Below are 13,358 nucleotides of genomic sequence, written 5' to 3' on the forward strand. Positions count from 1 at the left end.
ATGGCGCACTTGCGAACAACTATCCGCATGAAAACCTTTTCATGCGGCTCGCTCACAATTGTTACGGTGTTTGCCGCCACACTCGCTGCGTCGGCCTGTTCAGAGCCGGAACCCTGGCTCGATAAGGGAATGTCAGAGGGGGAATACAACGCGTGGGTGCAAACCATTGATGCGCAGGCTTCGGCGAAATCTCTCGCCGCTTCAATGGCAAGAGACAACCGCCTTGATGAGGTCGATACGCCCGCTTTTGTGGAAATGATCATCGCCGTTGAAGACCCGAACTTCGCACAGCACAATGGCTTCGACACGCAAACCCCCGGAGCCGGACCCACCACGCTGACGCAGGAAGTGGCGACGCGCTATGATATCCTTGTCCCCGCAGGCGAAAGCGTGGCCGAATATCGCAAAGGGTGGACGAGAGGCATCGAAGAGACGCTTTCAAAGGAAAAGATCATGGCCTTCTACCTTAGCGACCTGCGCTACGGCAGCGTCGAAAGCGCGTTTTTCTCATCACCATCAAGTGCCGCGCAGACGCTGTTTGACAAAGAGATAAGCGCGCTCACCCGCGATGAGATGATCGTCCTGGTGGCCGGCATCCATTACCGCGCTAGCTGGAACCCCAAGGCACCTTTGGAGCGGACTATGCTGCGCCGCATTGCAAGGATTACCGCCTTGCTTGACGGCAAATGCCAGCCCGAAAACCATGCAGACGTTTTGCTACTGGGCTGTAGCGAGTACGACCCAGAATTATAGCCAGCATTGGTTGGACAGGGAAGAAGGGAGCGCAAAGACCAACGTCTAGCGCTCCCCTATTATTCCAAAAGTGACGAGCTTTAGAAGATCTCGAAAAGACCCGCTGCGCCCATGCCGCCGCCGACACACATGGTGACAACCGCGTATTTCGCGCCGCGGCGCTTGCCTTCGATAAGCGCGTGGCCGGTGCAACGTGCGCCCGTCATGCCGTAAGGGTGACCGATCGAGATCGAGCCGCCATTGACGTTGAGGATATCGTTGTCGATGCCAAGCTTGTCGCGGCAGTAAAGAACCTGCACAGCAAACGCTTCGTTGAGTTCCCAAAGGCCGATATCGTCCATGGTAAGGCCGTTGGCTTTGAGAAGCTTTGGAATAGCGAAGACAGGACCAATGCCCATTTCGTCAGGCTCAGTGCCCGCAACCGCCATACCAACATAACGACCCAGTGGTTCGAGGCCCTTTTGCTCAGCAACCTTGGCTTCCATCAACACGCTGGCGGAGGAACCATCGGAAAGCTGCGATGCGTTACCGGCGGTGATGGTCATGTTCGGACCCATGACCGGCTGGAGGCTTTGCAGACCTTCCAATGTGGTTGAAGGACGGTTGCCTTCGTCCTTGGTGATGGTGACTTCTTGGCTGCTGACTTCGCCGGTTGCCTTGTCTTTCACCATCATGGTGGTGGTCACAGGCACGATTTCGGCATCGAAGTGACCAGCTTCCTGACCAGCGGCAGTGCGCATTTGCGATTGCAGAGCGTATTCGTCCATCGCCTCGCGGCTGACGTTGTAACGCGCAGCGACCGTTTCAGCGGTGCCGAGCATGGGCATGTAAACATCCTTGTGCATAGCGATCAACGAGGGATCGGGAGCCACGCGCATTTCAGGGGTCTGGACCATCGAGATGGAATCCTGACCACCGCCAACGACAACGTCCATTCCGTCCACAATGATCTGCTTGGCAGCCGTCGCGATAGCCATAAGGCCCGATGAACACTGACGATCGATGGTTTGCGCAGCAACTGAAGTTGGCGCGCCGCCGCGAAGAGCGACCTGGCGACCGATGTTGCCAGCCTGCGTGCCCTGGGTCAGCACTGCGCCCCAAACCACATCGTCGATTTCTGCTGCATCGATGCCAGAGCGTTCGACCGCTGCTGCGAAGGAGAAGGAGCCGAGCGTTGCGCCCGGAGTGGCGTTAAACCCGCCTTTGTAAGCGCGCCCAATTGGGGTGCGAGCGGTGGAGACGATGACTGCGTCACGTGACATAATGGGGGTGTCCTTTTCTAAGGCGTGTCCCCGCAAAGGCGGGGGTTTTTTGAAACTTGGTGATCGGTCGAGGAAGGTCCTTGCCTGCGCAGGGACTCAGAAATTCCTCAAACGAAAAGCATGGTGATCCATTCGCAGATCAAAGCCGGCTTTTCCTCGCCCTCGATCTCGATGGTGATTTCGGCGGTTTGCTGCCACTGACCGGGGCGTTTTTCGACCATTTCGAGAAGTTTCCAATGGCCGCGAATGCGCTTTCCAACGCGAACAGGCGCGATGAAGCGGGTTTTGTTGCCGCCATAGTTCACGCCCATCTTTACACCATCAATCTTCGGCGTGTCGCTGTTCGCGCCAAGATAGGGGATCATCGACAAGGTCATAAAGCCGTGCACGATGGTGCCGCCGAACGGGGTCATCTTGGCTTTTTCTTCGTCGATATGGATGAACTGATGATCGCCGGTTGCATCGGCAAACATGTTGACCTTTTCCTGAGTCATTTCGACCCATTCCGAAGTACCGATGTTTTCGCCAGTTTTGGCGGCCAGATCTTGAGGTGTCATGTGCGTGGCTCCCTTCCCTAAAGCGATGTGCGTTCGAACGCGCTCGCATGGTTTACGTTTACGTTAAGTCGGTCGGCGTAATGGCAGGCGAAAGGCCCAAACGCAACGATAAAGCGAGGGGAGGAAGGGGGCTTGGCGCTATGCCGTTACGGCACCGCGTCTTTTGCGGGGGCCGCGCTTTGCCTGTTCCCCATCACCAGAGCGCGCACGAGAGCCCGGCTTGGCGCGATCTGCAGACGCTTCACGCTTGGCCGAATCAAGCCTCGTGACGTAGGAATAAAGCCCGATTTGAAGTCCTACGATCATAAGCATCACCGGCTGATACCCGATCCCCTGGAAGGTCGCGCCGATGAGGTAGATGAGGCTGGCAATCTGCAAGGCGGCCGCGAGCGGCGAAATCCACGCCTCGCTTTCATCCGTTTTGCCCTTCCACCGCCGGTAAGTCTTCTCCATCTGGAGGACGCCTAGCCCGTGTAAGAGAAGCCAAAGAATAAGGCCGGGATAACCCTGCTCTCCCAATAGCTCGAAGAAAGACGAGTGGAAGGCGCGCGCCTCATCGGTCACTGCGCGGTATTGCGTTGTGGTGGTGTTCCCGTTCTGCTCCTTGACCGGCATGGTGTAGGTGAAGGAGTTGGAACGATAGCTGTCAAACCCGCCGCCCATAGGGTTCTCAGAGGCGTAATCGATGGTCCACTTCCACACCTGCATCCGGGTAGATGCGCTTTCATCGCCGCCCGGTTGAGCAATGGTGGCCATGCGGTCGTAGTAGCTCTGCGGCAAGAAGGGCAGCGCCATCAGGCCCAGCACAGGGGCTGCGGCGATAAACATGAGGCGTTTTTCGGTATAGCGAAGCAAGAATATGCCCAGGGCTGCGATACACACAAGGCCGGTGCGCGCTTCGGTCCCGATGGGAATCATCAAACAGGCAAAGCATAAGGCGACCGCAAAGGCGGTGACCGACCAGTGTGGCTTTATAATGGTGCCGAACCGGGTGAACCATATGATCACCGGGATCAAGCCAATCGCCACCGTTGCCAGCGTCGAGCTTTCGTAAATCCCGCTGTTGTCTTTGACGAAGAATTTAAGGCTGCCATATCCACCTCCGCCCAGCACCGTTTTCATACCCGTTGAGATCACGATCATCCCAACAGTGAGCACCAAGGTAAGCGCGAGCGCTTCGATCCGGGCCCGTGTCGTCACGGTGAAGGGAAGGAAGATGGCAAAAACCATTGCCTTCCACACCCAATCCCATTTGGTCGCCGCTTCCTCGGGGAAATCGGCAAATTGGAGAGTGATAAAACACCAGACGAGCAAGGCCAGAAGAAGGCCCTGGCGCAAGGAGAAACGCGCACCCTCTTTGCGGTCGAACAAGACCCAGCCGACAAAGGCCGCGCCAAATGCGATCAGCGAAACCGGCACGCTTTGGATAACGCCATAACCGATCAGCTGGGGGGCAAGAATGTCGATGTAGACATACAGCAACACCCACAAATAAGGACGCTTCAAACCCAGAGCCAAAACAAAGCCGATAAAGGCGAGGAAGACGAAATCGATCATGGCTTGGGCGCACCCTCTTCATGCGCAGAAGGTGCCTCGACCTTTCGCCGATTGGCCCGCGTTTTGGGTTTTTTCGCCTGAGCCGCTTCTTTCATCTGAGTGATCGCAGGATCGATATCCAGATTGTCGCGAACAACCAGCCGCAAGAATGCAAGCACAAGCAGGCCATGCCCTAAAGCGAGAGCGAAATAGTCGATCATATGCGACGCACTACCGCAATGCGGTTGACGCAGCGTTAAGCACAATTGGTTTAAAGCGCCTGCTATGACTCGAATTCTGCACGTCCTTGACCACTCGCTCCCTCTGCACAGCGGCTACACCTTTCGCACGCGCGCTATTTTGAAGGCGCAAGAGGCGGCGGGCCTGGAAGTGCGCGGTATCACGTCTCAGCGTCACAATAATGAGGCGAACTGGGCTGAGGGAACCGAGACCTTTGATGGGCTCACCTTCCACCGCACACCGGGCACACCAAAGGGCCCTGCGGGTGTGGCAGAGTTTCGCGAAATGGCAGCCTTGAAGGATGCAATCCTAGAGCTCGCTGAAGAATGGCGCCCGGATGTGATCCATGCACATTCCCCTGCACTTTGTGGCGGCGGCGCGATGCGTGCCGCGCGCAAGCTCGGCGTGCCGTTCGTTTATGAGATCCGCGCCTTTTGGGAAGATGCAGCCGTTGGCAATCTTACCGGCAGCGAAGGGTCGATGAAATATCGCCTCACCCGGCGGCTTGAAACGCAAATCGCGCAAGGCGCCGATGCCGTATTCACCATTTGCAACGGCCTTCGCGATGATTTGATTGAGCGCGGCATACCCGGCGGCAAAATCGGCGTGATGCCTAATGGCGTTGACCTTACCCTGTTTGGAGAGCCGCCTGCGCGCGATGAAGCCCTCGCAAGCGACCTTGGGCTTTCCCCTGAAACCCCTGTCATCGGCTACATCGGAAGTTTCTATGATTATGAGGGCGTCGATGATTTGATCGCGGCGATGCCTCTTTTGCGCCAATCGCATCCCGATGCGCGGCTCCTCCTTGTGGGTGCTGGCAATATGGACAAACAGTGGCGCACAGCGGCAAGCGCCCTTCCCGAACCCGAAGCGGTGATCTTCACAGGCCGCGTCCCTCACGATGAGGTGGAGCGGTATTATTCATTGATCGACGTGCTTGCCTATCCTCGCAAAGCCTCGCGTCTCACCGACCTAGTCACTCCGCTAAAGCCGCTTGAGGCGATGGCGCAAGCACGGTTGGTCGCAGCCTCCAACGTCGGGGGTCACCGCGAGCTTATCACTCACGGCGAAACCGGCGTCTTGTTTGAACCTGACGATCCGGCCGCCTGCGCTGAGGCTCTTGCCGATCTGTTTGAGCGGCGTGAGGAATGGAGCTCTTTGCGCGAAAATGGCCTTAAACACGTGCAGACACGCCACGACTGGCATTTGAATGCGCGGCGTTATCTCGATGTTTACCATATCCTTTTAGCTCAGAGCCTAGACGCAGGCTCATCGCAACCGGTGGGCCGCGACCAGGGGTTACAGGCCTAAGGCGAAACATAAGCGCCAAAGGGCCCAAAGAAGGCAAAAAGCGCAATGCAATCGAGCAATCACATCGGCAAAATTGTCCGTCAGCACGCTGAGGCCGTAGAAAACGGCAAGTCTGCGCCGCGCAAACAAAAGAGCAGCGCGCGCAAGGCCTCTTCATTTCTATCTGTTCCCAAACACCGCGCCTTCGTGCCGATGGTGACGATCTGGGGCGGCTTGCTGCTTGCCTTGATGACCGCAGTTCTTCCTGACCAGCCAATTGCTCGCGTTTCTTCCCTGACCGGAATTTACCTCCCATTGCTTATGATGCGTATCATCCTTGCGGTTGGGTTCGGTCTTGCTGGCGCTCTGCTTGGCTATATTGTTGCCAGCGCGTTGTCACACCGGACAAAACTGATGGATGGCGAAGGCGGCCTTGTCTTCGCACTCAAATCGCGCGAACTTCAACCGATCAATCCCGCCGCTGATCTGGGCAGCGAAAGCCTTGATGCCCCGCTTGAAGAAACCCCTTCGCACGGTTCGTCTGAGTTTTCTGAAGTGGAGGACGCAGACCCAGCATTCGAACAAGTAGGCGATGCGGCTGGAGACGAATTCAGTCAACGTGAACCCAAGCTCGGGGAATTGGCACAGCGCGGCTACGATATCGAAGCGCCAGAGGACTTCGGGGATGAAGCGTCTCGCAATGCAAAAGGCGAGTGGGCCTTTACCCGCAAACACTTCAAGGACGCTTTGATCGAATCGTGCGAGGGCGCAACCTGCGAAGCAGCGCAAACTCCAGACTCTGTTCAAACTCCACTAACGGCTCAAGACGCACACGTCGGAACCATGGTACGCAACCAAAAGCCGCGCGCACTTGATCTGAGCGAATTTGCATCGCTGCCAGAGCGCAATGGCGTTTGGGTTGAAGAAAACTCTGCAAAGACCGTCCTTTCGCCTGAACCTGCTGATGCAACGGTCACAAAGAACCCGGAAAATGCTCTGGAAAAACTGCGCCAGAAGCCTGCGGAAAACCTGAGCCTTGTCGAAATGGTTGAGCGTTTCGCCGGCGCTCTGCATGAACACCAAACACAAGAGCGTGCACGCGCCGTTCATGGCGAAGCCACCCGCGAAGCTGCTTTGGCCCAAGCTCTCAAAGCGCTGTCCCTGTTTACAGAGCGCGGATTTGATCAAGGCACGCGCGCGCGTTCAAACGACAATGTGATTGGCCAAACCGAAGAGGAATTGCGCAGCGCCCTGGCACGGCTGCAAGACCTTCGCGGAGCAGCTTAATCGGGCAATTTTGGCTAAGATTGCGCGTTTTTTGCAAGTGGCCTTGCGTAAAACAACCAAAACTTCGACCTCGGCGACATAAAATTTCAGCCTTCGCGGTTGCAATATATCCATTCCATCTGCCATAGAGTTTCAAACGGAGCGCGGGCATTACGATGCCTGGCTTCGATTATACTCGCCGCTGCGGGAAGCTTCGCGCACAAGCCTTCGAGCAGTGGCATCTGACAGATTGGAACCTCGCCATGGGATACCCCGATTCCCAGGGTCTCTACGACCCGGTAAATGAACATGACGCCTGCGGAGTAGGCATGGTCGCCCATATCAAGGGTGAGAAAAGTCATGCCATTATCGAGCAAGCGCTTCAGATTCTGGAGCGGATTGACCACCGGGGCGCGGTGGGCGCTGATCCGTTGCTGGGCGATGGAGCGGGTCTGCTCATGCAGATCCCTGACCCGATCTATCGCAAGTGGGCGGGTAAGCACGATGTGAACCTGCCGCAGCCCGGCGAATACGGCGTTGCGATGTGTTTCATGCCGCAGAACGAGGCGGCGCGCTCCTTTGTCACCGAACAGTTTGAAAAGTTTACCGCCAAAGAAGGTCAGGTCTTCCTTGGCTGGCGCGATGTGCCGACAACGATGGATGGCCTTGGCAAGGCTGTGATCGATTCGATGCCTGTGATCCAACAAGCGATCATCGGCAAAGGCGCAAATTGCGAGGATCAGGACGCATTTGAGCGAAAGCTTATCGTGATCCGCAAGCAGGTGCAGAACCCGCTCGCCAAACTCGCCGAGAAGCACGAGCTTCCCGGCCTCACCGACCTTTATGTACCGAGCTTTTCCAGCCGTACGATTGTCTACAAGGGCCTTCTCTTGTGTGAGCAAGTGCGCAGCTTCTACGATGACTTGCGCGATCCTGACTGCATCTCGGCGCTGGGCCTTGTGCATCAGCGTTTCTCGACCAACACCTTCCCAAGCTGGCGTTTGGCGCACCCATTCCGGCTGATTGCGCATAATGGCGAGATCAACACCGTTCGCGGCAATGTGAACTGGATGAATGCGCGCAGGCGCACGATGGAGAGCGATCTTCTCGGGCCTGACCTTGATAAGATGTGGCCTATCATCCCCCATGGGCAATCGGATACAGCCTGCCTTGATAACGCGTTGGAATTGCTGCTTGCAGGCGGATATTCGCTTGCCCACGCGATGATGATGCTTGTCCCGGAAGCCTGGGGCAAGAACGAGCAGATGAACCCTCAACTGCGTTCATTTTATGAATACCATGCGGCATTGATGGAGCCATGGGATGGTCCAGCAGCCGTGTGTTTTACCGATGGCCGCCAAATCGGTGCAACATTGGATCGCAACGGCCTTCGCCCGGCGCGTTTCTGCGTCACCAAGGACGACATTGTGTGCCTTGCCTCGGAAAGCGGCGTCTTGCCGTTTGCTGAGGAAGACATCACTCGCAAATGGCGCCTGCAACCGGGTAAAATGCTCCTGATCGACCTTGAAGAAGGCCGCATCGTTGAAGACGAAGAGCTCAAAGCTGATTTGGCGACGGCGGAGCCTTATGCCGATTGGCTGAAGCAAGCGCAGTATAAGCTTGCCGATATCGTTGAGATTGAGCCTGAGCTTTCCGAGGTTCTGGTCTCGGAGACATCCCTCCTCCAGCGCCAGCAAGCCTTTGGTTACACTCAGGAAGATGTGACAAAATTCCTGGAGCCCATGGCGGTGAATGCCGATGATCCTATCGGTTCGATGGGAACCGACACGCCGATTGCGGTGCTGTCGAACAAAGCACGGCTGCTCTACGATTATTTCAAGCAGAACTTTGCGCAGGTCACCAACCCGCCGATCGATCCGATCCGTGAAGAACTGGTGATGAGCCTTCTTTCGATGATCGGCCCGCGCCCCAACTTGCTTGGTCATGATGCAGGTACGCACAAGCGCCTGGAAGTCGAACAGCCGATCCTCACCAATGATGACCTGGCCAAAATCCGCTCGGTCGAAGCGGTTTTGGACGGCGCGTTTCGCTGCACGACGGTTGACATGACTTGGGATGCCAGCACCGGGGCTGAGGGCCTTGAGATGGCAATCAAGGAAATGTGCTGGGCCGCAACCGAAGCGGTGCTGCAAGACCAGAACATCCTCGTAATCTCTGACCGCGCACAAAGTGAGGACCGCATTCCGATGCCAGCGCTTTTGGCGACAGCAGCGGTGCACCATCACCTCGTGCGTCAAGGCCTCAGGATGCAAACGGGCCTCGTCGTTGAAACCGGCGAAGCGCGCGAAGTGCACCATTTCTGCGTGCTTGCAGGCTACGGCGCAGAAGCGATCAACCCTTATGTCGCGTTCGAAACGCTGGAAGATATTCGCGCCAAGAAGCACTCAGAGCTTAGCCCAGAGAAAGTTCAGCAGAATTACATCAAGGCGGTGGGCAAGGGCATTCGCAAGGTCATGTCCAAAATGGGCATTTCGACCTATCAGTCATACTGCGGCGCGCAGATTTTTGACGCGGTTGGGCTGTCGTCTGAATTTGTCGCGAAGTATTTCACTGGCACCGCCACGACCATTGAAGGTGTTGGTCTCGACCAGGTCGCCGAGGAGGCAATCCGCCGCCATGCGCAAGCGTACGGCGACAATCCGCTCTACAAGGGGATGCTCGATGTGGGCGGCATCTACCAATACCGTCTGCGCGGTGAAGAGCACGCCTGGACGCCGGAAAACGTCGCACAATTGCAGCACGCTGTGCGCGGGAACAATCACGCAAACTATGAAGAGTTTGCCAAAAGCGTAAACGATCAAAATGAGCGGCTCCTGTCAATCCGCGGGCTAATGGAGTTCAAGAAAGCGGACCAACCGCTTCCGCTTGATGAAGTCGAACCCGCGTCCGAAATCGTCAAACGCTTCTCTACCGGCGCTATGAGCCTTGGCTCGATCAGCCACGAAGCGCACTCGACCATGGCGATTGCGATGAACCGCATTGGCGGGCGCTCAAACACGGGTGAAGGAGGCGAAGAACCGTTCCGCTTCCAACCACTCGAAAACGGCGATTCGATGCGCAGCCGCATCAAACAGGTGGCCTCGGGCCGCTTTGGTGTGACGGCTGAATATCTTGCAAACTCTGACGATATTCAGATCAAGATGGCGCAAGGCGCAAAGCCGGGCGAAGGCGGGCAATTGCCGGGTCACAAGGTCGACAAGCGCATTGGCGCGGTGCGTCACTCGACGCCGGGTGTGGGCCTCATTTCCCCGCCGCCGCACCACGACATTTACTCAATCGAAGACTTGGCGCAGTTGATCCACGACCTTAAAAACGTGCAGCCATCTGCGCGCATTTCGGTGAAGCTTGTCTCCGAAGTGGGCGTGGGCACGGTTGCCGCTGGTGTGTCGAAGTCGAAAGCCGATCATATCACGATTTCGGGCTATGACGGCGGGACAGGCGCATCGCCTCTGACCTCGCTGACGCACGCAGGCTCCCCCTGGGAAATCGGGCTTGCCGAAACGCAGCAGACACTGCTTCTCAACGACCTTCGCTCGCGCATCGCGGTGCAGGTTGATGGCGGGCTTCGCACCGGGCGCGATGTCGCCATCGGCGCGCTTCTGGGCGCTGACGAATTCGGCTTTGCCACCGCGCCTCTGATCGCAGCTGGCTGTATCATGATGCGCAAATGCCACCTCAACACCTGCCCCGTTGGCGTAGCGACACAGGACCCTGTGCTGCGCGCGCGCTTCACTGGACAGCCTGAGCACGTGGTCAACTACATGTTCTTCGTTGCCGAAGAGCTGCGCCAAATCATGGCCGAAATGGGCTTCCGAACGGTTGAGGAAATGGTTGGCCGGGTCGACCGTCTCGACATGACCCGGATGCATCGCCACTGGAAAGCACGCGGGATCAATCTTGATCGCCTGCTTTACGCACCAGAGCTTCCCGAAGGCACCCCTCTCAACCACACCGAGACTCAAGACCACGGTCTTGATGCAGCGCTCGACAACAAGTTTATCGCCGATGCGAGCGAGGCGATCAGCGCCAAGACGCCGGTGGAGCTCAATTACGAGATCCGCAACGTCAACCGCACCGCTGGCACCATGCTTTCTGGCACAATCGCCAAGATTTATGGGCATGAAGGCCTGCCGGTGGACACGGTTCGTATCAACCTGACGGGTGTTGCCGGCCAAAGCTTTGGCGCATGGCTTGCACATGGGGTGACGCTTGATCTGGTCGGCGATGCCAATGACTATGTCGGCAAGGGGCTGTCGGGGGGGCGCATTATTGTGCGTCCGCCAGAGAACGCGCCACGCGCGGCGAATGAGAACATCATCGTCGGCAACACCGTCCTCTACGGAGCGATCTCGGGCGAGGCTTACTTCTCAGGCGTTGGCGGAGAGCGCTTTGCGGTTCGCAACTCGGGCGCAATTGCCGTCGTCGAGGGTACTGGCGATCACACGTGCGAATACATGACGGGCGGCGTTGTCGTCGTGCTTGGCAAAACGGGACGCAACTTTGCAGCGGGCATGAGCGGCGGTGTGGCTTATGTCTATGATGCGGCCGGCGACTTCTCGCAGCTGGTAAACCACGCTCAGGTCGAGCTTGTGCCAATTTCTTCGGAAGCCGACGTCGACGAGGGAACAGGCCGGCCAAGCCAGCGCACCCGCTCTGTCAACGACCTTGGCATGGGCGATATGCTGCGTCACGATGCAGAGCGTCTGCGTATCTTGGTAGAGCGCCATCAGCTCCATACCGGGAGCAAGGTCGCCGCTGATCTTCTGGCTGACTGGGACAATGCTCTCACCAAATTCGTGAAGGTCATGCCGACCGATTACAAACGCGCTTTGCAAGCAATCGAGGCAGAGCGCCTTGAAGCGGCAAGTGTGGCGGCCGAATAAAGACCGGGGAATAAAGAGACAGAACAATGGGTAAAGACACAGGCTTCCTCGAACTCGACCGGCGTGATCGCGACTATCTCGACCCCAAAGAGAGGTTGAACAATTACCGCGAATTCGTGGTGCAGCCCGATGACGAGACGCTGACAAGCCAAGCCTCGCGCTGCATGGATTGCGGGATTCCGTATTGTCACAACGGCTGTCCGGTGAACAATATGATCCCGGATTGGAACCACCTCGTTTACGAAAACGATTGGAAGAACGCTTTGGACGTTCTCCATTCCACCAACAATTTCCCAGAGTTCACAGGTCGTATTTGCCCCGCGCCTTGCGAGGCGTCGTGCACGCTCAACATCGTTGATCAGCCGGTCACGATCAAATCGATCGAATGCGCGATTGTTGATCGCGGATGGAAAGAAGGCTGGGTCACGCCGCAAGTGCCTGCGAAAAAGACCGGTAAATCGGTCGCCGTTGTGGGCTCTGGCCCTGCCGGCATGGCGGCCGCGCAGCAATTGGCGCGCGCGGGCCACTCGGTGACATTGTTTGAGAAGAACGACCGGATCGGCGGACTTCTTCGTTACGGCATTCCAGATTTCAAAATGGAAAAACACCTCATCAACCGGCGCTGTCAGCAGATGGAAGCCGAAGGGGTATCGTTCAAAACCAGCAAGGAAGTGGGCGTCGATATCTCGTTCCAGTCCTTGCAGGAAAACTATGACGCCGTGGTGCTTTCAGGCGGCGCGGAGAATGCACGCCAGTTGCAAATTCCTGGCGCTGAATTGAATGGCGTTCGCCTCGCGATGGAATTTCTGACCCAGCAGAACAAGCGTAACGCAGGCGACGACGAAGCCCGAGCCGCTCCGCGCGGAACACTCAAGGCCACAGGCAAGCATGTCGTCGTGATCGGCGGCGGTGACACGGGCTCTGACTGTGTTGGCACCTCCAACCGTCAGGGCGCCGCGTCGGTTACACAGCTTGAGATCATGCCCAAGCCTCCTGAAAAAGAGGACAAGGCAATGACGTGGCCGAACTGGCCCTTGAAGCTTCGCACCTCGTCGAGTCACGAAGAAGGCGTTGAGCGCGACTGGGCGGTCCTTACCAAACGCGTTGTGGGCGACGGCGAGAAAGTCACCGGCCTTGAATGCGCGCGGGTCGAATGGGTCAAGGACGACGACGGCCGCCACCAGATGCGCGAAATCGTGGGCAGCGAATTCACGATCCTAGCGGACCTCATCTTCCTTGCAATGGGCTTTGTCGGTCCGATCAAAGCGGGCCTTCTCGACCAATCGGGCGTAGAGCTTACCGATCGCGGCAATGTCGCAGCGAATGAAGAAAACTACGCCACCAGCGTCGAGAACGTGTTTGCTTGCGGCGACATGCGCAGGGGCCAAAGCCTGGTGGTCTGGGCCATTCGCGAAGGACGCCAGTGTGCCCGCGCCGTGGACGAAGCTCTCATGGGAGTGTCTGAATTACCGCGATAAATACCACGCATTCCTTGCGGTGATATTATTGATACAGCGGTAGATAAAGTGCGGTCCGCGATAGAATAGTCT

At 57.2% G+C, this 13,358-nt stretch carries 9 protein-coding genes; 5 read left to right on the forward strand and 4 right to left on the reverse strand.

Going from position 1 to position 13,358, the window contains the following annotated elements; all coding sequences use genetic code 11:
* Nucleotides 1-27: 27 nt before the first annotated feature.
* A complete protein-coding gene (locus EH31_RS14535; RefSeq protein ID WP_034961626.1) occupies nucleotides 28-753 on the forward strand; it encodes a transglycosylase domain-containing protein in 726 nt (241 codons plus the stop codon).
* 80 nt (nucleotides 754-833) lie between these two features.
* Here the strand turns inward: EH31_RS14535 and EH31_RS14540 are convergent, their stop codons facing one another.
* From EH31_RS14540 to EH31_RS17755, 4 genes are all read right to left on the reverse strand, one after another.
* On the reverse strand, nucleotides 834-2,015 hold the full coding sequence (locus EH31_RS14540; RefSeq protein ID WP_034961628.1) for an acetyl-CoA C-acyltransferase: 1,182 nt from the start codon (nucleotides 2,013-2,015) through the stop codon (nucleotides 834-836).
* A 107-nt stretch (nucleotides 2,016-2,122) separates the two neighbouring features.
* Nucleotides 2,123-2,572 carry a MaoC family dehydratase gene (locus EH31_RS14545; protein WP_034961631.1) on the reverse strand — a complete coding sequence of 150 codons (450 nt, stop codon included), beginning with the start codon at nucleotides 2,570-2,572 and terminating at the stop codon, nucleotides 2,123-2,125.
* A gap of 138 nt (nucleotides 2,573-2,710) precedes the next feature.
* Nucleotides 2,711-4,129, reverse strand: a complete 1,419-nt coding sequence (locus EH31_RS14550) for a DUF5935 domain-containing protein (RefSeq protein WP_081853435.1) — start codon at nucleotides 4,127-4,129, stop codon at nucleotides 2,711-2,713.
* Nucleotides 4,126-4,329: a hypothetical protein gene (locus EH31_RS17755; protein ID WP_034961633.1), complete on the reverse strand. Its 204-nt coding sequence runs from the start codon at nucleotides 4,327-4,329 to the stop codon at nucleotides 4,126-4,128. Before EH31_RS17755 ends, EH31_RS14550 begins: the two co-directional genes overlap by 4 nt.
* A 64-nt stretch (nucleotides 4,330-4,393) precedes the next feature.
* Between EH31_RS17755 and EH31_RS14560 the strand changes: the two genes are divergently transcribed.
* From EH31_RS14560 to EH31_RS14575, 4 genes are all read left to right on the forward strand, one after another.
* Nucleotides 4,394-5,659: a TIGR04063 family PEP-CTERM/XrtA system glycosyltransferase gene (locus EH31_RS14560; protein ID WP_034961635.1), complete on the forward strand. Its 1,266-nt coding sequence runs from the start codon at nucleotides 4,394-4,396 to the stop codon at nucleotides 5,657-5,659.
* Nucleotides 5,660-5,704: 45 nt separating this feature from the next.
* Entirely contained in the window at nucleotides 5,705-6,925 is a 1,221-nt protein-coding gene (locus EH31_RS14565; RefSeq protein ID WP_034961638.1) for a hypothetical protein, read from the forward strand.
* Between the two features lie 242 nt (nucleotides 6,926-7,167).
* Nucleotides 7,168-11,808 carry a glutamate synthase large subunit gene (gltB, locus tag EH31_RS14570; protein WP_034961879.1) on the forward strand — a complete coding sequence of 1,547 codons (4,641 nt, stop codon included), beginning with the start codon at nucleotides 7,168-7,170 and terminating at the stop codon, nucleotides 11,806-11,808.
* A 26-nt stretch (nucleotides 11,809-11,834) separates the two neighbouring features.
* Entirely contained in the window at nucleotides 11,835-13,286 is a 1,452-nt protein-coding gene (locus EH31_RS14575) for a glutamate synthase subunit beta (protein WP_034961640.1), read from the forward strand.
* The last annotated feature ends 72 nt before the right edge of the window (nucleotides 13,287-13,358 follow it).

It is taken from the genome of Erythrobacter longus, from assembly GCF_000715015.1.
Taxonomy (GTDB): Bacteria; Pseudomonadota; Alphaproteobacteria; order Sphingomonadales; family Sphingomonadaceae; genus Erythrobacter; species Erythrobacter longus.